This window comes from Holtiella tumoricola (assembly GCF_027857615.1).
GTDB lineage: Bacteria > Bacillota > Clostridia > Lachnospirales > Cellulosilyticaceae > Holtiella > Holtiella tumoricola.
Map to the genome: position 1 here is coordinate 17,459 of NZ_JAQIFT010000062.1, position 20,257 is coordinate 37,715.

Genomic DNA, 20,257 nt, shown 5'->3' on the forward strand with positions numbered 1-20,257 from the left:
TTGATTATATAATTACTTAACTTTCGTGTTTAATCTCATAGCTCTCTACATATTTCGATTACTCTCTATTCGTATTACCGTATTAGAATGTTCTTTTGTTTCTTAGCTTGCATTGCTATATCTCTTCTTATATAATAGGAATTATTACATGCCCAATAGGAGGACTAGAATATGGCTCAAAATAAAGTAATTTGTCACTGTAAAAATGTAGATTACATAGCAATTCGTCAAGCAATGTGTAACGGTGCTCGTACTGTTGCTGAAATTCAAGAAATGACAGGTGCAGGTACTGCTTGCGGTGGTTGTATCCCTGAAATTGAAAAAATCCTTGCTTCTGTTTGTGGATGTCATAACGTTTCTCTTGAAGATGTTGTAACAGCTGTAAAAAATGGAGCAGATACAGTAGAAAAAGTTGCTGAAGTAACTAAAGCAGGTAGTGCTTGTGGACGTTGTCAAAAACTTGTTGCTAATGTTATTGAATTAGGTAGATAAAAAAGAAGGTTGTTTTTTAACAACCTTCTTTTTTATTTATAAACATATGTCCAATTTTATCCTTGTTGTAGTACAATAAATAAAAAGTCTAAGAATGTGAAAACTATTAAAAGACATCATAATTTTTAGGGAGGGCTTCGATTGCAGATTCGTTTAAAGTTACTCAGCTTATTGTTAATTCCACTTAGTATATTACTCTCTTATCTTTATACACTCTCACCTGAGAAATGGGAGCAATATTATTCTCTTGGCATTAATAAATGTACGATCCAAATTTTAAGTAAGATTACAGGCATCTTTCCTTTTTCTCTCTTTGAATGGGGAATCTATGTTGGTATAGTAAGTCTTATAATCTACACACTCTATACGCTTTATAAATGTATTACAGATTTTCACTCTATTTTCAAATTACTAGGTCATTATGTACTAAACATCGGATGTATTGCATCTATTTTATTCTTTATCTTCATTGCCTTCTGGGGAATGAATTACAAGCGTCCTCACTTTAGTGAACGTTACGATATTGTTATAGGTGAACATACTCCTCAAGAGCTTGGTGAACTTTATGCCCATTTATTAGAAGTTGCTGGTAAAATTCGTGAAGAACTCCCTGTAGATGAAAATGGACGCGCTCAACCTCTTGGAGATCATCATGATATATTTGACCGTGCTCAGGCAGGATTTGATATCGCTGGTCAAAAATTCACTGTTCTTAATGGGAACTATGGTAAGGCTAAAGCAGTCCTTGCTTCGCCTCTCATGAACTATACAGGTATAACAGGAATCTACTCACCTTTTACTAGTGAACCTAATATTAACATTAGTGTTCCTGCTATTACAATTCCTGCTACTACTTGCCACGAAATGGCCCATCAAAGAGGTTATGGCTTTGAAAATGAATGTAACTTCATTGCTTATATTACTTCTTTATCTCATCCAGATCCTGACTTCCAGTACTCTGGGTACATTATGGCTATTTCATATCTTAGTAATGCTCTGGCTTCTGCCGACCGTGACTTATTACTTTCAATCAATGCTACTATGCCTGATGGTATTTATAAAGACCTTGTAGCTATTAATGAATTCTGGGATGGCTATAAAGGTGATGTAAAAGAAGCCGCTGAACAAATTAATAACGCCTATCTACAATCTAACGGTGTAGAAGCTGGAACTGCAAGCTATGGTGAAATGGTTAATTTAATTTTAGCACTTCATGATAAGTATTATTAAATAAACCGAAGTTATAAGAGAGGTGTTATATTGTCCTCCATCTACTTTACTTCACTTTCAGAGAAATGTAACTCACTCAAAATGATAACGCCACAAACTCGTTGTACTCAAACAGGGTGGCTAAAATCATCATTCTTTCATTTCGAACATTTCTTACTGAAAGTTACGTAGGTAGATTCCAGGCAGTATAACACCTCTCTTTTATTAAACTTTCTTGTCTATTTAGCCTTATCGCCGTTTAAAAGAGATTTACTTTTTTTATTTAGTTTCACTCCCGTTTGAAAGGATATTTTACTTTCTTTGTATCTACAGGCTGAGTTGGGAGCAAAAAAAAATAGTAAGAACAGTTTGAGCTGTTCTTACTACTTTTGCTAAGGTGCTCTCTTCCCGATTGTTAAAAATGTTTGCTTTTTAGGGCAATTATCTTTAATTCTTTATGGAAGTGCTTGTCTTAGGCTTTGGTCATTTCGGATTCGAATCACTTAGTACTTTTATGGTTATTGCCATCTGTTCTCCAAGGGAATCATCCCCTCCATGATCTTTTATACACTTGACGTCTTTCATCTATTACAGATGTTGTACATCCTGTGTATGTTATTAGTATATCCTCACATACTTTTTTTATGTATGGTTTAATCACTTTTATTTATTTTTAAATTTATCAATAGCTAAGTAATAAGCTCCTATAACAGGACGTTTATCTATTACTGTAAACCTCGCATGGGGTGCTACCCTATGTACTTCTAATCTATACGCATCAATGAATAATGGATTATCTTCGACAAAAGCGCTTCCTCCCACAACAATAGGTACTTCTGTGTGTTGAAAATTTAACTGCTTAATAACTGAAGCTGCACTTTTGCCTATGGCTTTGCCATTTTCAATAATAATATTTTGGGCTACCTCATCTTCTTCTCTTGCTAATCTAGATAAGAGGAATGGTATTTGAGTTAAGCCTTCTATACTATATCCATGATCTCTAATCAATATATCTACGTCTTCCATTGTCTCCACACCTAGAATTTTAGGAATTTCTTCTTGCAACCTTGTAGTTGGCCCTACGCCTTCATCTGCTCTAAAAGTATGATGCAGCGCTTCATATACTACTTCCGTTCCACCGCCCCTGTTTCCTATCATATAAACTTTATTTCGTAATTGTACTTCCTTGCCTTCTCTTGTTCTCCCCATACATCCATGACCACGGCCACAAACACTTACAACACCCCAGTTTTCATCACTCCCTACTCGAAGTACTAACCAACAATCATTGTAAATTTCATATGGTACATTGTTAAATACCGAACTACAAATTTGATTAATTATTTTTAAATCATTTTCTCCATCTACCCCCGCAAGTCCGACAATTCCATGACTAATATCTGTTATTTTTATACTCAATTTACTTAGAGCTCTTGATATTGCTGTTATTATAGAATGTCTTGTTGTTTCTACCCCCACTGTTTGATAATTTGCTGGTCCCCCAAAACCTTCAGCAAATATATTCCCCGCTTCATCACCAATAATACAATGAGTTTTTGTTTCCCCACCATCTAGGCCTAATAAATACATCCTCGTCCTCCTACTACTTTTCTCTCTCTATGGACTCTATTTGATTACTTTTCTTTATAATCTTAGTCTGTTAAATCTATTTTAATATACCCTTATAAAAAAATCCATGTATTGTCTCCCTTAATTCTCCTTTTTTCTACTTCCCGGGAAATATTTTCTCTTTATTTTATGTTTTATAATAATAGTAACTTCTTAAAAATCCCCCTTTAATTCCTCTATTCTCGTCATCTCGTTTGCTAGATCAACTTTCTACCATCTCATTTCCCGTAGGATGCTAACTTTTTACGCTTAATAATTTCTTCAATTGCCTCAACTAAAATTTCTCTCTCTTCTAGACTTGTATATTTAACATTTACACAACCTTTACCTTTTCCTGGTTTTACGAGTTTTTCTTTAAGCATTCCAATATACTCAAAATCCATGGAGTGCAAAGAAAAGTGATTTTTAGCTAGTGAAAATGCAATATAATTTCGTAGTTTCCCACTACCAAGTTTGTAAGTGGGCATTTGAAAGGAAATAACTTCTTCCAAATCCGAATGTTTTTCACGCATATATTCTACAAAAAAGCACACCCAGTCTTGTTCTATACCAGAAAGAGCTGCGATATAGTGATCAACTTCATTACTTACTTTTGTCATACTTCAAACGCCTCCTAATATATAAATATAAAAGAAGGTGCCACCCTAAGGTAGCACCTCTTTTTAATCTATTTCTTTTTTAAATCTAAACGTACAAGTGATTTACGAAGTGCAATTTCTGCACGACGCATATCTAAGTCATTATGACCTACACGTCCCTCTGCACGTTCTTTAGCTGCCTCGGCACGTGCAAAGTCGATTTCTTCTTCTAATTCTGATGCATCTGTAAGTACTACTACTTTGTCCTCTGTTACTTCTGCAAAACCACCCATTGTTGTTACTTTGTGAACTTTACCGTCCACTTTGTAACGTAAAATACCGTAGTTAAGAAGTGTAACAACTGGCTCATGATCGTAGTACACACCCATATCGCCATCTAGTGTACGTAATACAACACTATCAACTTTAATGTTTAATACTGATCTAGTCGGTGTTATGATTTGAAGGCTTAATTTATTTTCTGCCATAGTCATCACCTACAATGTTTTTGCTTTTTCTACAGCTTCTTCAATAGTACCAACCATTAAGAATGCGTTTTCTGGAAGGTCATCATGTTTACCTTCAAGAATTTCTTTGAAACCACGGATAGTTTCTTTAATTGGTACGTATTTACCTGGATTACCTGTGAATACTTCTGCTACGAAGAATGATTGTGAAAGGAATTTTTGTACACGACGTGCACGGTTAACTACCACTTTATCTTCTTCTGAAAGTTCATCCATACCTAAGATAGCGATGATATCTTGAAGTTCTTTGTATCTTTGAAGAATTGCTTGTACGTCACGTGCTACTTGGTAGTGTTCTTCACCAACGATTTGTGGATCAAGAATACGTGATGTAGATTCAAGTGGGTCTACCGCTGGGTAGATACCTTGTTCTACTTGTGCACGAGAAAGTACTGTTTTCGCATCAAGATGGGCGAATGTTGTAGCTGGAGCTGGGTCAGTTAAGTCATCGGCTGGAACGTATACCGCTTGAACAGATGTAATAGACCCTTTGTTTGTTGATGTGATACGTTCTTGAAGTGCACCCATTTCAGTTGCAAGTGTTGGTTGGTAACCAACGGCACTTGGGATACGTCCAAGAAGAGCAGATACTTCTGAACCAGCTTGAACAAGACGGAAGATATTATCTACGAATAAAAGTACGTCTTGTCCTGATTGATCACGGAAGTATTCAGCCATTGTAAGACCAGTTAATGCAACACGCATTCTGGCACCAGGTGGCTCGTTCATTTGTCCGAACACCATTGTTGTTTTTGAGATAACGCCTGAATCTGTCATCTCGTGGAAAAGGTCATTACCTTCTCTTGTACGCTCACCTACACCTGCGAATACAGAGAAACCACCATGTTCTGTAGCAATGTTACGGATAAGCTCTTGAATAAGTACAGTTTTACCTACACCGGCACCACCGAATAAACCGATTTTACCACCTTTAAGGTATGGACAAAGTAAGTCTACTACTTTAATCCCTGTTTCAAGAATTTCTGATTCTGTAGATAATTCTTCAAATGTAGGTGCTGATCTATGAATAGGCCATTTTTCTACATCTGGGTTTTCTTTACCATCTACGGCATCTCCTGTTACGTTAAAGATACGTCCAAGTGTTGCAGTTCCTACTGGTACACTAATAGGTGCTCCTGTATCTACTGCTTCCATCCCACGCACTAAACCGTCAGTAGCTGACATCGCGATACATCTAACAACATCATCACCAAGATGTTGAGCAACTTCTACTACAAGTTTTTCTCCATCTTGTTTGATGATATCGATCGCATTATAAAGTGCAGGAAGGTTATTTGGCGTAAACTTAATATCTAAAACAGCACCGATGATTTGAACGATACGTCCTACGTTTTGTGCCATTAACTCTTCACTCCTTTTAATTTAATTACTTAAGGGCAGCAGCTCCACCTACGATTTCAGATAACTCTTGTGTAATCGCTGCTTGACGTGCACGGTTAGATTCAATCTCAAGTTTTGCAATCATTTCGTTTGCATTTTCTGTAGCTGAATCCATCGCTGTCATTCTTGCACCTTGTTCACTTGCACTTGATTCTACTAATCCTCCATAAATAACATCTGTTACGTATCTTGGCATTAAGTAGTTAAGTACAGCTTCTGGTGAAGGTTCATAGATTAATAAATCTTTTGGACCTTCTGTTTCTGGTTCTTCTATTTCTGATATATCTACTGGTAATAGACGAATCAAAGTTGGTTCTTGTTGGATTGTAGATTTGAATGCTGTATAAGCTAAATATACTTCTCCAACTTCACCTTTAGCAAATAAATCTATAGCATAATCAGCAATTTCTCTTGCATCATTATACGTAGGTTCTCCTGAAACTCCGATAACTTCTTTAGCAATATCAAAGTGTCTTGCTCTAAAGAACTCTCTTGATTTCTTTCCTACTGTAACAAGACGAGTTTCGTCTTTATTAGTTATATGATTTAATACTAATTTACCAATGTTTGAATTGTATCCACCAGCAAGCCCTTTATCTCCAGCTATAACAATATAGCCTTTTGCATTTGACCCATTTTCACGAAGAAGTGGTGAATTTACATTCTCTGAGTTTTTAGCAATTGATTTAATTACTTTTTGAACTTCAGTAAAGAATGGTCTTGTTTTAAATGCTGCATCTTTTGCTTTAGTCAGCTTAGCTGTAGCTACAAGATTCATGGCATTGGTAATTTGTTTGGTGCTGTTTACACTTTTAATTCGTCCTTTAATTGCTTGTAAAGACGCCATCTACCGCACCTCTTCTTTCTAAATTATTGAACTTTGAAACTAGCTTTGAATTCGCTAACAACTTTTTTAAGTTTTTCTTCAAGTTCTTTTGTAATACCAGCTTTACCTGTAACTTCTGTAAGAAGTTCTGGGTATTTTGTGCTAACAGTTTCAAGTAATTCTCTCTCGAATTGTTTAACTGCTGATACTGGAATATCAAGAAGATATTTTCTTGTAGCTGCATAAAGAACAATAATTTGTTCTGCAACACTCATTGGTCTGTATTGTGGTTGTTTTAAAACTTCCATAATACGTTCACCTTGTGCTAAAGCATTTTGTGTAGCTGCATCAAGGTCAGAACCGAACTGAGCGAAAGCTGCAAGAGAACGGTATTGAGCAAGTTCCACACGGATAGGACCTGCAATTTGTTTCATTGCTTTGATCTGAGCTGCACCACCAACACGTGATACTGAAAGACCTGGGTTAACCGCTGGTCTAACACCCGCATTGAAAAGTTCAGTTTCAAGGAAGATCTGTCCATCTGTGATAGAGATAACGTTTGTTGGGATATAAGCTGAGATATCACCAGCTTGTGTTTCGATGATTGGAAGAGCAGTCATAGAACCGCCGCCTCTTTCATCTGAAAGTTTAGCTGCACGCTCAAGAAGTCTTGAGTGAAGGTAGAATACGTCCCCTGGATACGCCTCACGACCTGGTGGTCTATGAAGAAGTAATGCCATTGTACGGTAAGCTACCGCATGTTTTGATAAATCATCATAAATGATAAGTACATCTTTACCACTTTCCATCCATTCTTCACCAATAGCAGCCCCAGCATATGGTGCTAAGTATTGAAGTGGAGAAAGGTCACTAGCTGTAGAAACTACTACTGTTGTGTAGCTCATAGCATCATTTTTTTCTAAAGTTTTAACGATTTGAGCAACTGTTGAAGCTTTTTGTCCAATAGCTACGTAGATACATTTTACATCTTTACCTTTTTGGTTGATGATTGTATCTAAGGCGATAGCAGTTTTACCTGTTTGTCTATCTCCGATAATAAGCTCACGTTGTCCACGTCCGATTGGTACCATGGCATCGATTGCTTTAAGACCTGTTTGAAGTGGTGTATCTACTGATTTTCTTTCGATAACACCTGGAGCAATACGCTCAACAGGACGGAATGTTGTAGAGCTGATTGGGCCTTTACCATCGATTGGTTGGCCAAGAGGGTTAACAACACGTCCGCTAAGTGCGTCACCAACAGGTACCTCTACGATACGTCCTGTTGATTTAACGTCGCTACCTTCTTTGATGTATTGGTCAGAACCTAAAAGAACAACCCCAATGTTGTCTTCTTCTAAGTTAAGAACCATTCCATATACGCCGCCAGTGAATTCAAGAAGTTCTCCTGCCATTGCTTTTTCGAGTCCGTGTACACGAGCGATACCGTCCCCTACTGTAATAACAGTTCCTACTTCTGATACTTCAAGGCGTGTTTTGTAGTTATTAATTTGATTCTTAATAACGCTGCTGATTTCCTCTGGTCTAAGGTTCATTAAATCATTACACCCCTTTTTTATGCAAGTCGCAAACTATTTAGCTGTGATTTTAAAGCATCCATTTGACCTTTAATGCTTCCATCAACTACTTTGTCACCAACACGAACGATAAGCCCACCAATAAGTGATGCATCAATTTGTGCATCAAGTTCGATTGTTTTACCTGTTCCTTGTTCAAGGTTCTCTTTAATTTGCGCTAGTTGCTGATTTGTGAGTGGCATTGCAGAAGTTACTGTAGCTTTAATAAGCCCTTCATCTTCTTTTGCCATTTCTATAAATTGTGTAAGAATACGGATTAAGTATTCTGTACGAGATTTTTTAATGATAAGCCCCATAAGGCCAACGAACTCATCTGATACACGTCCAGTAAAGGCTTGCTCAATAAGTTCTAATTTTTGTGCTTCAATTACACTTGGATGACCAAGAAGATTCATGTACTCTGGTTCGTTCTTAAGAACTTCACAAATAGCACTTGCTTCTTCTTTAAACTTTGTCATTGCCCCTTTTTCTTTGGCAATTTCGAAGAGGGCAGTAGCATAACGGTTTACAACTATCTCAGCCACTGTACATCCCCCATCTCTTTAATCATATCATCAACTAATGCATTTTGTTTATCTGCACTCATTGATTCAGCTACAAACTTACTTGCCATAAGTGTAGCTACTTCGATCATTTCTTGTTTCATCTCAGATTGAACACGTTCTTTTTCAAGTTCGATATCTTTAAATGCTTTTTCTTTAATGGCTTCAGCTTCTTTTTTAGCCTCGTTAATAATTTCTTCTTCACGGACTAATGCTTTTGCTCTTGCTTGTTTTAATATTTCACTAGCTTCTGCCTCGATATTAACAAGTTTACTTTGGTAATCTTTTTTAAGGCTTTCTGCATCTTTTTTAGCATTTGTAGCACCATTTACTTCTGCTGCAATCATTGCTTGACGTTTATCTAAAAACTCACTTACTGGTTTAAATAATAACTTCGCTAGAATTGCAATAATTAGAAATAGAGCAAGAAGCTGCACAAACCATTCCCATCCTGTTTGCATGGAAAATTCAATAATTTTTGAGCTCAAAGGGAAATTCCCTCCTTTCTATGTCTTATACCGCTTACTATGTTTTTATTAGCCAAGTAACTCAATATATTTTGTAATAAGTGGGTTAGCGAATAAAAGAATAATAGCTACGATAAGACCATAGATACCTGTTGTTTCAGCTACCGCTGCACCAAGTAACATTGTACGTACTACGTCTGATTGTGCTTCTGGTTGACGACCTACTGCTTCTGCACCTTTACCAGCTGCGTAACCTTGACCAATACCAGGTCCAATACCTGCGATCATTGCAAGACCAGCACCAATTGCTGAACATGCTAAAATTAAAGCTCTTCCATCGATTTGGTTATCCATTATGAATTCCTCCTTAAATATACAACTAATAAGTTAATGTTTTTGTTCTTATGCAAATAAATTTACGAATAATAAGAGTAATGCAATGATAAGGGCATAAATCCCTGTTGTTTGAGCAACTGCTTGCCCAAGAAGCATTGTTCTTACAATCCCACTTTGAAGCTTAGGTCTTTTACCAACAGCTTCTGCAGCTTTACCCGCTGCATAACCTTGTCCAATACCAGGTCCAATACCTGCGATCATTGCTAAACCTGCACCAATTGCGGAAGCCGCAAGTACAAGTGCAATGCCACCTTTATTAAGAAGTGGATTGGCAAATAACATAATAATGGCAATAACTAATGAGAAAATCCCTGAAGTTTCGGCTACTGCAGCACCTAGTAACATAACTAAAGTTGCTGGTTTACCACCATCTTTAGGATTTTTGCCCATTGCCTCAGCTGCTTTACCCGCTGCAAAACCTTGTCCAATACCTGGTCCAATACCTGCAATCATTGCAAGTCCTGCACCAATCGCTGAGAAGGCTAAAACGAGAGCTACTGGGTCAACATTTGCCATCCATCCGAATAGGAACTCTGTATATCCCATACTTTCACCTCTTTTTTTATTCTTCCATTGCGCTGGATACGAATGTCATACTTAGCATAACAAAGATAAGGGTTTGTAACGCACCTGCAAACACATCGAAATATGAATGTAGGATTGAAGGTAAACCAAGTTGTGCCCACCATGGCATCATCGCGTAGTATAATCCCATGATAATGGTTCCACCTAAGATGTTACCAAATAAACGGAAACTTAATGAGATTGGGTTAGCAAGCTCACCAATGATGTTAAGCGGTAACAATAATGGTATTGGTTCTAAGAAGCCTTTAAGGTAGTTTGCACCTTTGGATCTTAAACCAAAATAGTGGATCATGAAAAATGTGGTTAATGATAATGCAAATGTTGTTGCAATATCAGCAGTAGGTGGTCTTAGTCCAATTAATCCTGTTAAGTTACATAACAAAATAAATAAAAACATAGGACCATAGAATGCACCGAATTTTCTATTTTTCTCACCCATTGTACTAGATGTAAAGTTATAAATCGTATCAACTAAAAACTCGATAATAATTTGGAACTTAGTATCTGGTATAGTCTTAAAGTTTTTAACTTTAGCACGTACAATAAGAGCAAATATAGTTAAAACAGCCATTACTAAAAAAGTATTAATATGTGTTGTTGTGAGACCATAAGGTTTACCATCAATTGTAAAGAAAGTTACGACTTGATGAATCCCAAAGTCTAAATTTTGCTCCACCTACTCACTCTCCTTTCCATATAAATTTCTATGCTAAAGAGCTTACGCTCTTGTTGCTAAAATAATTAGTTTCTTACACCTAACTGTGCATATGCTCCTACTTTCATAGAAATTAGTCCAAAGAACACGCCTATTAGACTAACACTTGGAGATAAAGCTGCTATGAATAATACAAGACCTGTTACTAAATAACGTAACATATAGTGTCTTTGTGTATAATTTTTAGCCTTACCTTCTGGCATAGCAACAGCCTTAATAAAAGTGAGTTCCATAAGCCTTAATTTAAGAAGTGCAATGACTAGTCCCAAAAAGATTCCCGTTGTCCATGCTAATGCATCTGAAGTAAAAAACATTCCGATTCCATAAACAACAAGCGAAAAGGCAACCATTGTAACTTGCATTAAATGTTGTTTAATATATGCCTTATTCATCTCTCTCTTTTTCTCCTCTCTTAGCTTCTTTTCCTATTATATAGAATAAATTACGAAAAGCGGCCCCTACTCCTAGGAATATAAAAATAATTAGGAATAAGGGAGATTTGTTAGTGGTATTATCTATAAAAATCCCTAAAAATACACATAAAAAGATAGGAACAGCCATGGAAAAACCAACTTGTTCTAGAAGGGCTAATGCTCTTATCCAGCCTTTCTTTTTCATTGTTTCCACCTACTTCTTAGCATTATAAATATAGTCATTTGGACGAGGTGAACCTTCTATAAAATAAGAAAGGATTGCTTCAACAATACGTCTTGATGCTTCTCCATCACCAAATGGATTTTTGGCCTGTGCCATTTCTTTATAAACAACTTCATCTGTAAGAAGTTCTTTCGTTAAGTTATAAATTGTTTCTTTTTCTACACCTGCAAGTTTAAGTGTACCAGCCTCAATACCTTCTGGTCTTTCTGTTACATTACGAAGGACAAGAACTGGTTTACCCATAGAAGGTACTTCTTCTTGAAGTCCACCTGAATCAGTAAGAACTAAATAAGATCTTTGCATTAAGTTATGCATATCTTTAAGATCCAGTGGCTCTATAAGATGTACGTTTTGTAAGTCTCCTAAGATTTCATAGGCTACGTCACGTACAGCTGGATTCTTATGAACAGCATAGACAACTTCAACATCACTAAATTCATTAGCAATTGCTTTAACAGCCTCACAAATGTTACGTAAAGGCTCTCCTAAATTCTCTCTTCTATGTGCTGTCATAGTAATAACTCGTTTATTTGCATAATCGATACCATTTAATATATCTACTGTAAAATGATAATCTTCACTAATTGTTGTTTTAAGTGCATCAATAACCGTATTGCCTGTTACATAAATTGCTTTTTCATCTACGGCTTCACGTAATAAATTCCCTTTTGCAAGTGGTGTTGGTGAAAAGTGTAACGTAGCAATAGCGCCTGCTAATTTTCTGTTCATCTCTTCTGGGAACGGTTCGTATATGTTATATGTACGAAGTCCTGCCTCAACATGTCCAACTGGAATTTGTTTATAGAAGGCAGCAAGTGCAGTAACGAAAGTTGTTGAAGTATCCCCATGTACAAGTACAATATCTGGTTTTGCTTCTTCAAGTACCCCTTCCATTCCTTCTAAAACACGTGTTGTAATACCTGTTAATGTTTGTCTATCTTTCATGATATTTAAGTCATAATCTGGTTTAATGTCAAATATCTCTAATACTTGATCGAGCATCTCACGATGTTGAGCTGTTACACACACTAGATTCTCTATGTTGTCATTTTTTTCAAGTTCTTTTACTAAAGGTGCCATTTTAATTGCTTCTGGTCTTGTTCCAAAAACACTCATAACACGGATCTTTTGGTCCATTTCTTTACTCTCCTATCCTATTAGCAATATAGTACTTATTTCTATTGTGTTTATTATATTGTAATAATATGTACGTATATAAAAAAAACCAGCTTTTAATCCTTACTACTTTACCATTATAATCATACAATTGTAAATGCTTTATGTATAAGTTGGATTATATTGAATCTTATATAAAATTACGCCGCACTCTAATTCTCTTGCATTATAACATTTCTAGATTCTTACTGTCTAATACTAAAATGACTTTTGTTCATTTTAGTATTCTTATTTTATTAACATAAAAAAGAGGCGTTTTATAACACCTCTTCGCTCTCTCCAAAGTCCTCTTCTCCTACGAGCATTATATAATTCTTTCCTAAATCTTTGCCTCTTAGTAAGGCCTTATCAGCTAAGTGTACTAAATCTTTTTTATCTACTTTGGTATCTGGATAAGCAGATACGCCCATTGTTATCGTTACCGGAATATTAATATCTTTGATTGTTACAAGCTCAGGTACTGATTGTTGAAACGCTCTAAAGACTTTCATCCCTTCTTCTAACGCTAAAGGAAGTAGGAGTACAAACTCATCCCCCCCATAACGGATAACTTTTCCATTATATCTACTTATAGCTTCTGTTGCAGCATGAGAAATGGCTTGAAGTACTTCATCGCCCTTTCTATGCCCTAATAAATCATTTACTGCTTTAAAGTTATCTGAATCAAAAATCCCTATTGTTAATAGCTCATAATTTTTAATAAGCTGTTCAATCATACGATTTAGCTGCCTTCTATTATAAACACCTGTAAGCGGATCCTTTTTTGATTCTTGTGACACTTGTTCATACAACCTAGAATTCATTGTATTAGAAGCAATAAATGTAGCTAGCGTTTCAAAAAATACTCTATTATTTGCAGTAAAAAAGTTAGCTTGTCCATGTTCTAATACTAAGCCTCCTATTACACTCTCATCAACAAAGTTCATAAGTGGTACAACTAATCTAGACTGTGGAATACTTGCACCTTCTATAATAGGATATTCTATTTCTTCTTCTGTATAGATATAAGTATTTCTTAGAATTTTAATTTCTTTACTGATTGTACTTTCATCTAGCTCTAAAAACTCATTATTAAATTCCGTACTTCTATAATAGACTTTAATACGATCACCATGATACGCCCATAGATAACAGGCGTTAACACCTGTTACCCCCATAAGCATATCTGTCATCGCATTCATCAAAGCTTTAAAAGATCCAATATTGTTAGCGACTTTAATGATTTCCCCTAGTACCCATAGCATGCCTTTTTGCGCTTGAAGTTCTTTCTCAAGGTTGCCTATTGTAACCATTTGTCTTGCAGCCACTTCATTCATCGCGGTCCCTCCCCTGGTCCTACAATGTAGTTGCTTTATTTAGTAACTATTTTATTTATCGTCAAGTTTTAGCTTATGCATTAAAGATCTTTGAAAACTTTCTCGCTAATCCTTACAGTTTCCATAGCATCTTTTGCATAGAAGTCCGCACCTACGAATTCTGCCAACTCTGGTGTAAGAACTGCGCCGCCTACTATAACTTTACACTTTGGTTCAACTTTTTTCAAGCTTTCTATTGTTTCTTTCATACTTGCAACTGTCGTTGTCATAAGTGCACTGAGTCCAACTAACTTAACTTCATGCTTTTTGACCGCTTCTAAAACAGCTTCAGTTGGTACATCCTTACCTAAATCTATTACTGTAAAACCATAGTTTTGCATAATAACCTTAACAATATTTTTACCTATATCATGAATGTCTCCATGTACAGTTGCTAAAATAACTTTTGGCCCACTTTGATGTGTTCCTCCATTTTTAATCATAGCTACTTTTAATACTTCAAAGCTACTTTGTGCTGCTTCTGCTGACTTAATAAGCTGTGGCAAGTATAACACTTGTTTTTCATAGTCATCTCCAACCTGGTTAAGCGCAGGTACAATAAACTTTTCTACTATTTCTAGTGGTTCATAATCTTTTAAGTATTGCTGTGTAATCTTGTATGCTTCTTCTTTAAGCCCTTTAATAATGGCTTGTTCAAGGGTATATTCATTACTTGTAGATACTTCCTTACTGACTTCTTGCTGTTTACTAAAGTAATCTATATAATCTTTTGATTCTTTATCTTTCCCTACTAATACTCTATAAGATAAAATAGCCTCTATCATTTCTTTATTCTTTGGATTCATAATTGGTGCATCTAACCCTTGTAAGAGTGCCATTGTAAGCATCGCTTGGTTAAGTGCTGGTCTTGCTGGAAGTCCAAAAGACACATTACTTACTCCAAGTACTGTCTTTACGCCCAACTCTTCTTTTACTAATTTTACAGCTCTTAATGTCTCATAGACTAATTCTTGCTGTGCAGATGCTGTAACTACAAGACAATCTATAAAGATGTCCTCTTTAGGTATATTGTATGACTTAGCTGCCTCAACTATAATTCTTGCTACTTCTAGTCTTTCTTCAGCTGTATTTGGAATACCTTTTTCATCTAGTGTAAGCCCTAATACGGCTGCACCATACTTTTTAGCAATTGGTAAAATAGCATCTAGGCTTTCCTTTTTACCATTCACTGAGTTAATAAGTGGTTTACCATTATAAATACGAACAGATTCTTCTAATGCTTTAACGTTAGATGAATCAATTTGAAGTGGCAAATCTACTACCCATTGTATTTGTTTAATTGCTTTTTTAAGCATACCAACTTCATCTATATCAGGTAATCCCATATTGACATCGAGTAAGTCAGCGCCTTCTTCTTTTTGCTCTAGTGCAAGTCTAAGGACGTAATCCATATTATCTTCTCTTAAAGCTTGTTGAAGTAACTTCTTACCTGTTGGATTCAGTCTTTCTCCTATTATTCTTACATCATCAAAAAATACTGCTTTTTGACTACTACAAATCCCACATAAATTTTTAGGTACAATAGGTTTAGGCTGAATGTCCCTTACTTTATCCACAACACCTTTAATATAAGACGGATTTGTTCCACAACATCCACCTAAAATACTCACACCAAGTTCTGCAAAGTAACCCATGTAGTGTGTAAACTCTTCTTCTGTAATATTATAAACAGCTTTTCCATCCTTCATATCTGGCAACCCAGCATTAGGTTGTACGAGTACTGGGATAGAAGCTAAGCCTACAAGTTGCTCTACTAATGGTACAAGTTCTTTAGGTCCTAAGCTACAGTTAATACCAAGTGCATCCACACCTAATGCTTCTAGCGTTAATACCATGGCTTCTAAACTTGTCCCAAAGAAGGTTCTCCCATTTGCTTCAAAGGTCATGGTACAGAAGATAGGTAATGAAGTATTTTCTTTAGCTGCAAGTACCCCTGCCTTAAGCTCATATAAGTCTGTAAAGGTCTCAAAAAGGATAATATCTGCTCCTGCTTTTTCTCCCGCTATAACTTGTTCTTTAAATACTTCATAAGCTTCTTCAAAAGAAATATCACCGACTGGTTCAATAAGCTTCCCTGTTGATCCTATATCTAATACGACTTTACCTTTATTTTTCTTGCTTACTGCACTTTTTGCAATCCTTACTGCTTGTGTAATCACTTCTTCAACGGTATAGCTAGTCTCATTGATTTTATAGCGGTTTGCTCCAAAAGTATTGGTTGTTACACAGTCTGCTCCTGCATCTAAGTAATCTAAATGAACTTGTTCTACTAACTCACTATGAGTAAAGTTGAAAAGTTCTGGTATCTCACCTAACTTTAATCCTTTGTTCTGAAGGACCGTCCCCATTGCACCATCAAAAAATCTAACTGCCACACTTTTCACCTCGTTTTCTATAAATACACTTATCTTGTATCAAGCAGCTCTCACATCCTTTATGTCTTTTCTCTTTTATACTAGATAGACCTATAAAAGCTGTAACTGATTTGAGTGGGATAAGCATTCCTGCCTTTGTTGTTGTAATACCTGCTTTTCTTGTTGCATCTAAAAAATTTAAAATTTCTGTTTGTACTGTAAGAGGTACATCTCCATAACCTGGACTATAACGCATAGTTAAGTATTGTCCCTCTTTTATGTTTTTCATGATTTCTTCTTCTACATGATCACATGCTTGCTCGATTAAAACATTGGCACAAGCGTTATAAATAAGTGCTTTCATCATATCAGTCTGCTGAGTCCCACTAATACGTTTATCAATTTCACTTCCTATTGTTACAGCCATTACATATAATTGATTACAGTTTTTAACAACCTTTGCTAAATCTGCACTCTCTATTTGAAAATTGATTTCTTGAAATACTATTAGATCTTTTTTCGGCTCTATATTAAAAAGTCCATAGACCTGTCTGACCCTAGCCATAGACTCTATTTCACCATAGGCAGTAAGTATTTCTTGTTTAAGTGTTGCATCTGCCGCATGGTAAGGTACATTGATATATCTCAGTACTTCTCTAAGTATAATTTCATCTTTTGCCATAATGATTTAAGCCCTCTTTGTCTTTACTGCATAATTAATTCCCCTAATGTTTTCCATTATACGTTTTGCAATATCTGCTTGATTCATGGTATATAAGTGAATCCCATCGACACCAGATGCTAGTAAGTCAATAATCTGCATGGTTGCATAAGCAATGCCAGCTTCTTTTAAAGCTTGTGCATTATGGTTATAAGCTTTTACAAGACCTTGGATTGTACTTGGAATGCTTGCACCACATAAAGTCACCATACGTTCTAATTGTTTTGCAGATGTAATAGGCATAATCCCTGCAACAATAGGCGTTTGTATCCCTAAGCTTCTCACTTGGTCACGCCATTTATAAAAGGCTTCATTGTCAAAGAAAAGTTGGCTAATAAGTACGTCTGTTCCACATTCAATTTTATGTTTTAAATGTGTTATATCATCATCTAAAGTAAGTGCTTCTATATGTTTTTCTGGATAGCAGGCTGCTGCTACATCAAAATTTCCGTTTTCTTTTATGTAACTTACTAAATCATTGGCATAATGGAATTCACCTAAACTTGCTCCTTCTGGTAAATCACCTCTTAGTGCTAGGATATTTTCTACACCTTCATCTGCTAGTTCTTGTAATATCTGAGCCATGCTTTCCTTTGTGCCATCTACACACGTTAAATGCGCCAGTGGTGTAATATTATATTTATTCTTTAATACAGATGCAATTTGTACTGTATTTCCCCTTGTACTTCCACCTGCACCATAAGTTACACTAATAAAATCTGGTGATAAGGGTGCTAACGCATCAATAGTACTATAAATACTATCTATTGATGTTGTTTGCTTTGGTGGAAAAATCTCAAACGAAATGACTGGTTTATTTTTTTCAAATATTTCACTTATTTTCATGCTAAATCCCCTTTTACTCATCTATTTTTTTAATACGGACACAAACGGATTATCTTTAATGTAGAATCGCCATTCTTTGTCTTTATATTCTTCGGCATAGTCAATATTGATACGCTTGTCTGTTACAATCTCTTTTGGTGTTTCACCTTCTTCAATATATAAAGCACCTTCTTTTGTAACATCTATCTCATTTAAAAATTTATCAATTTCTAAGGCTTTACATAGCTTACCTGGTCCATTGGTTAAATCTTGTACTTTCTTCGATTTAATAGGTCTGTTGGCTTTACAATACACTAGACTCTCTTCATCTAATGGCTCGACAGCCCTTATTAATACACAATGAGGTATATTCACCTCATTGGCTACGATATTGAGGCAGTAATACATACCGTAAATAAGATAAATATAGGTTATCCCACCTTCGTCAAAAATAGGTTTTGTCCGAGCAGTTGGCTTACCACCATAAGTATGGGCACCTTTATCATTTGGCCCTAAATATGCTTCTGTTTCAACAATTTTGAAAGCATATCGCTTCCCATCTTTCACTCTTACTAATGTCTTTCCTAACAAGTCTTTTGCTACTTTTAGCCCATCTCTTAGATAGAAGGAACGCTTAATGTTACTTTCCACTTCTTTCCTCCCTTCTTATTCTTGCTGGTCTTACATGCTTCATATCTTGGAAAAGTGCATTCATCTCAGCTCCAAGAAGTACAAGCATACCACTGGTATAAAGCCAAATAAGTAAAATGAATATGCTTCCAATACTTCCATACATTTGATTATATTTACTGAACTTATCTACGTAGATTGAAAAGAGATAAGAAAAAGCATACCAACTGATACTAGCAAAAATAGTACCTGGCCATACATTCCCATCTCTTAAATGTTTTCTCGGAACATATTTGTAGATAATATATAAACCTACCAACAGAGCTGCTACTGGCAAGGTGAAACGAACAAGATCCCACAGCATTTTATAATATTGCTGTTCAATACTAAATCGATGAATAATATATTCACCTATTCTATTTCCAAATACTAATAATACAATCATCCCTGCTATCAACACTGCAAGAATGACTGAATAAATCATAGAAATAATCTTTCTAATAAAAAAGGATCTTTCATCTACAGCACTATAAGCCTTATAAATACCTTTCATCATAGCATTTACAGCTGCTGATGCTGACCAGATTGCAGCAATCGCACTAAATGACAGTAGTGTTGCACTACGGTATTCAATTAACTGATTAATTGTCTGCTCAATAAAAGGCATAATCGCAGTTGGAATAACTTCTGCTAAGTACACCATAAATTCACTCTGTGCAATATTCGTAAATGTTAAAATAGAGATGACCATAACCAAAAATGGGAAAAATGCTAATACCCAATAATACGTAATTTGTGCACTTCTAGAAGCAATTTCATGTCCTGTAAATCGCTTTTCTAATTTCAATATATAATCTATAAAATACTTTATTTTCTCCAATGATATTCCTCACTTTTATGTACAATCTCATATTCAGTATATCTCGAGCTAAGTGGAAGTATACTCACTTTATCCATCATTTTTATAAATCTTTTTTATAACTATATCATAATTTATATTTTTGTAAAAGTTTTTGATCATAAAAAAAACACAAGCATTTGCTTGTGTTTTTGTGACTATTTATTTCTAAGCTCTTTCGCTTTACGTTTCATTTTGTTCATAAAACCTTCTTTTTGTGGCGTTGGAAGTTTTCCAGAAACCACATTAACAAGCATAATACCTGCTACTTCGGCTTTAATTTGCTTTTTAACAGGTACTGTATTGTATACAACTTCATCACACATAAGTGTTACGATTTGTGGACCTGCTTTTGCAATAACAACTGGCATTTTACGTTTACGTTGCATTTTTGGAACTTGTTCTTTTACTTGTTTAGGAAGCTTTAAGTTCTCTAATTTATCTTTCTTCTTATCAATAACAAATAATGGAACCACTTGTTTATATTGGTTAACCATTTGTTGTTGTTCATCATATCTTTTTTGTAGCTTTCTACCCCAAAAATAAAGCCCAGCACCGATTGCGGCAATTACGACTACCCATATTAAAACTACCATCCAGGTTTCCATCTTAGACCTCCTTGTACAACTTTAATCTTCAAATAGTATAGCATATA

The 20,257-nt window shown here is 35.6% G+C and carries 23 protein-coding genes and 1 pseudogene; 2 read left to right on the forward strand and 22 right to left on the reverse strand.

The genetic code is table 11. The annotated features are described in order from the left end of the window. The first annotated feature begins 171 nt into the window (after nucleotides 1-171). Both PBV87_RS17920 and PBV87_RS17925 read left to right on the forward strand, forming a co-directional pair. A complete protein-coding gene (locus tag PBV87_RS17920; protein ID WP_053983180.1) occupies nucleotides 172-492 on the forward strand; it encodes a (2Fe-2S)-binding protein in 321 nt (106 codons plus the stop codon). A gap of 141 nt (nucleotides 493-633) precedes the next feature. Continuing rightward, nucleotides 634-1,722, forward strand: coding sequence for a DUF3810 domain-containing protein (locus tag PBV87_RS17925; RefSeq protein WP_271013211.1), 1,089 nt, complete (start codon nucleotides 634-636; stop codon nucleotides 1,720-1,722). A gap of 642 nt (nucleotides 1,723-2,364) precedes the next feature. Here the strand turns inward: PBV87_RS17925 and PBV87_RS17930 are convergent. The 22 genes and pseudogenes from PBV87_RS17930 to PBV87_RS18030 form a co-directional block, all read right to left on the reverse strand. Further along, nucleotides 2,365-3,291: an N-acetylglucosamine kinase gene (locus PBV87_RS17930; RefSeq protein ID WP_271013212.1), complete on the reverse strand. Its 927-nt coding sequence runs from the start codon at nucleotides 3,289-3,291 to the stop codon at nucleotides 2,365-2,367. A 257-nt stretch (nucleotides 3,292-3,548) separates the two neighbouring features. Next, nucleotides 3,549-3,929, reverse strand: a complete 381-nt coding sequence (locus tag PBV87_RS17935; protein ID WP_271013213.1) for a DUF1801 domain-containing protein — start codon at nucleotides 3,927-3,929, stop codon at nucleotides 3,549-3,551. A gap of 68 nt (nucleotides 3,930-3,997) precedes the next feature. Continuing rightward, nucleotides 3,998-4,396 carry an ATP synthase F1 subunit epsilon gene (gene atpC, locus PBV87_RS17940; protein WP_053983176.1) on the reverse strand — a complete coding sequence of 133 codons (399 nt, stop codon included), beginning with the start codon at nucleotides 4,394-4,396 and terminating at the stop codon, nucleotides 3,998-4,000. Between the two features lie 9 nt (nucleotides 4,397-4,405). Then, a complete protein-coding gene (gene atpD / locus PBV87_RS17945) occupies nucleotides 4,406-5,797 on the reverse strand; it encodes a F0F1 ATP synthase subunit beta (RefSeq protein WP_053983175.1) in 1,392 nt (463 codons plus the stop codon). A 25-nt stretch (nucleotides 5,798-5,822) separates the two neighbouring features. Next, nucleotides 5,823-6,683, reverse strand: a complete 861-nt coding sequence (gene atpG / locus PBV87_RS17950) for an ATP synthase F1 subunit gamma (RefSeq protein WP_053983174.1) — start codon at nucleotides 6,681-6,683, stop codon at nucleotides 5,823-5,825. A gap of 23 nt (nucleotides 6,684-6,706) precedes the next feature. After that, entirely contained in the window at nucleotides 6,707-8,218 is a 1,512-nt protein-coding gene (gene atpA, locus PBV87_RS17955; RefSeq protein ID WP_053983173.1) for a F0F1 ATP synthase subunit alpha, read from the reverse strand. 20 nt (nucleotides 8,219-8,238) lie between these two features. After that, on the reverse strand, nucleotides 8,239-8,784 hold the full coding sequence (locus PBV87_RS17960; RefSeq protein WP_271013214.1) for a F0F1 ATP synthase subunit delta: 546 nt from the start codon (nucleotides 8,782-8,784) through the stop codon (nucleotides 8,239-8,241). Further along, nucleotides 8,772-9,290, reverse strand: coding sequence for a F0F1 ATP synthase subunit B (gene atpF, locus PBV87_RS17965; protein WP_053983171.1), 519 nt, complete (start codon nucleotides 9,288-9,290; stop codon nucleotides 8,772-8,774). The genes PBV87_RS17960 and atpF overlap by 13 nt, the downstream gene beginning before the upstream one ends. A gap of 48 nt (nucleotides 9,291-9,338) precedes the next feature. Beyond that, nucleotides 9,339-9,623 (reverse strand): ATP synthase F0 subunit C, encoded by a 285-nt coding sequence (atpE, locus tag PBV87_RS17970; protein WP_053983170.1) that lies wholly within the window; start codon nucleotides 9,621-9,623, stop codon nucleotides 9,339-9,341. Nucleotides 9,624-9,671: 48 nt separating this feature from the next. Beyond that, on the reverse strand, nucleotides 9,672-9,911 hold the full coding sequence (gene atpE, locus PBV87_RS23015) for an ATP synthase F0 subunit C (RefSeq protein WP_334305096.1): 240 nt from the start codon (nucleotides 9,909-9,911) through the stop codon (nucleotides 9,672-9,674). 6 nt (nucleotides 9,912-9,917) lie between these two features. Then, nucleotides 9,918-10,181 (reverse strand): annotated as a pseudogene (locus tag PBV87_RS23020) (ATP synthase Fo subunit C); the annotation flags it as partial. A 46-nt stretch (nucleotides 10,182-10,227) separates the two neighbouring features. After that, nucleotides 10,228-10,926, reverse strand: coding sequence for a F0F1 ATP synthase subunit A (atpB, locus tag PBV87_RS17980; protein WP_053983168.1), 699 nt, complete (start codon nucleotides 10,924-10,926; stop codon nucleotides 10,228-10,230). A gap of 65 nt (nucleotides 10,927-10,991) precedes the next feature. Continuing rightward, nucleotides 10,992-11,357 carry an ATP synthase subunit I gene (locus PBV87_RS17985; protein WP_271013216.1) on the reverse strand — a complete coding sequence of 122 codons (366 nt, stop codon included), beginning with the start codon at nucleotides 11,355-11,357 and terminating at the stop codon, nucleotides 10,992-10,994. Next, a complete protein-coding gene (locus tag PBV87_RS17990) occupies nucleotides 11,350-11,583 on the reverse strand; it encodes an AtpZ/AtpI family protein (RefSeq protein ID WP_271013217.1) in 234 nt (77 codons plus the stop codon). The genes PBV87_RS17985 and PBV87_RS17990 overlap by 8 nt, the downstream gene beginning before the upstream one ends. Before the next feature lie 9 nt (nucleotides 11,584-11,592). After that, complete coding sequence (wecB, locus tag PBV87_RS17995; protein ID WP_271013218.1) at nucleotides 11,593-12,759, reverse strand: non-hydrolyzing UDP-N-acetylglucosamine 2-epimerase; 1,167 nt, start codon at nucleotides 12,757-12,759, stop codon at nucleotides 11,593-11,595. Between the two features lie 296 nt (nucleotides 12,760-13,055). Then, nucleotides 13,056-14,114 (reverse strand): sensor domain-containing diguanylate cyclase, encoded by a 1,059-nt coding sequence (locus tag PBV87_RS18000; RefSeq protein WP_271013219.1) that lies wholly within the window; start codon nucleotides 14,112-14,114, stop codon nucleotides 13,056-13,058. Between the two features lie 80 nt (nucleotides 14,115-14,194). Further along, a complete protein-coding gene (locus PBV87_RS18005; protein WP_330680476.1) occupies nucleotides 14,195-16,549 on the reverse strand; it encodes a homocysteine S-methyltransferase family protein in 2,355 nt (784 codons plus the stop codon). Next, entirely contained in the window at nucleotides 16,539-17,210 is a 672-nt protein-coding gene (locus PBV87_RS18010; RefSeq protein ID WP_271013220.1) for a vitamin B12 dependent-methionine synthase activation domain-containing protein, read from the reverse strand. Before PBV87_RS18010 ends, PBV87_RS18005 begins: the two co-directional genes overlap by 11 nt. A 6-nt stretch (nucleotides 17,211-17,216) precedes the next feature. After that, a complete protein-coding gene (gene metF, locus PBV87_RS18015; protein ID WP_271013221.1) occupies nucleotides 17,217-18,095 on the reverse strand; it encodes a methylenetetrahydrofolate reductase [NAD(P)H] in 879 nt (292 codons plus the stop codon). 21 nt (nucleotides 18,096-18,116) lie between these two features. Beyond that, complete coding sequence (locus PBV87_RS18020) at nucleotides 18,117-18,725, reverse strand: DNA-3-methyladenine glycosylase (protein WP_271013222.1); 609 nt, start codon at nucleotides 18,723-18,725, stop codon at nucleotides 18,117-18,119. Further along, complete coding sequence (locus PBV87_RS18025; protein WP_271013223.1) at nucleotides 18,715-19,584, reverse strand: YihY/virulence factor BrkB family protein; 870 nt, start codon at nucleotides 19,582-19,584, stop codon at nucleotides 18,715-18,717. Before PBV87_RS18025 ends, PBV87_RS18020 begins: the two co-directional genes overlap by 11 nt. Before the next feature lie 176 nt (nucleotides 19,585-19,760). Further along, nucleotides 19,761-20,210 carry a Z-ring associated ZapG family protein gene (locus tag PBV87_RS18030; RefSeq protein ID WP_053983160.1) on the reverse strand — a complete coding sequence of 150 codons (450 nt, stop codon included), beginning with the start codon at nucleotides 20,208-20,210 and terminating at the stop codon, nucleotides 19,761-19,763. Between the last annotated feature and the right edge of the window lie 47 nt (nucleotides 20,211-20,257).

Excerpts from the sequence above, each read along its gene's own strand:
- PBV87_RS17920 (WP_053983180.1), top strand. The coding sequence starts at position 172 with ATGGCTCAAAATAAAGTAATTTGTCACTGTAAAAATGTAGATTACATA.
- PBV87_RS17930 (WP_271013212.1), bottom strand. The coding sequence starts at position 3,291 with ATGTATTTATTAGGCCTAGATGGTGGGGAAACAAAAACTCATTGTATT.
- PBV87_RS17935 (WP_271013213.1), bottom strand. The coding sequence starts at position 3,929 with ATGACAAAAGTAAGTAATGAAGTTGATCACTATATCGCAGCTCTTTCT.
- atpC (WP_053983176.1), bottom strand. The coding sequence starts at position 4,396 with ATGGCAGAAAATAAATTAAGCCTTCAAATCATAACACCGACTAGATCA.
- atpD (WP_053983175.1), bottom strand. The coding sequence starts at position 5,797 with ATGGCACAAAACGTAGGACGTATCGTTCAAATCATCGGTGCTGTTTTA.
- atpG (WP_053983174.1), bottom strand. The coding sequence starts at position 6,683 with ATGGCGTCTTTACAAGCAATTAAAGGACGAATTAAAAGTGTAAACAGC.
- atpA (WP_053983173.1), bottom strand. The coding sequence starts at position 8,218 with ATGAACCTTAGACCAGAGGAAATCAGCAGCGTTATTAAGAATCAAATT.
- atpE (WP_053983170.1), bottom strand. The coding sequence starts at position 9,623 with ATGGATAACCAAATCGATGGAAGAGCTTTAATTTTAGCATGTTCAGCA.
- PBV87_RS17985 (WP_271013216.1), bottom strand. The coding sequence starts at position 11,357 with ATGAATAAGGCATATATTAAACAACATTTAATGCAAGTTACAATGGTT.
- PBV87_RS17990 (WP_271013217.1), bottom strand. The coding sequence starts at position 11,583 with ATGAAAAAGAAAGGCTGGATAAGAGCATTAGCCCTTCTAGAACAAGTT.
- wecB (WP_271013218.1), bottom strand. The coding sequence starts at position 12,759 with ATGGACCAAAAGATCCGTGTTATGAGTGTTTTTGGAACAAGACCAGAA.
- PBV87_RS18000 (WP_271013219.1), bottom strand. The coding sequence starts at position 14,114 with ATGAATGAAGTGGCTGCAAGACAAATGGTTACAATAGGCAACCTTGAG.
- PBV87_RS18010 (WP_271013220.1), bottom strand. The coding sequence starts at position 17,210 with ATGGCAAAAGATGAAATTATACTTAGAGAAGTACTGAGATATATCAAT.
- metF (WP_271013221.1), bottom strand. The coding sequence starts at position 18,095 with ATGAAAATAAGTGAAATATTTGAAAAAAATAAACCAGTCATTTCGTTT.
- PBV87_RS18030 (WP_053983160.1), bottom strand. The coding sequence starts at position 20,210 with ATGGAAACCTGGATGGTAGTTTTAATATGGGTAGTCGTAATTGCCGCA.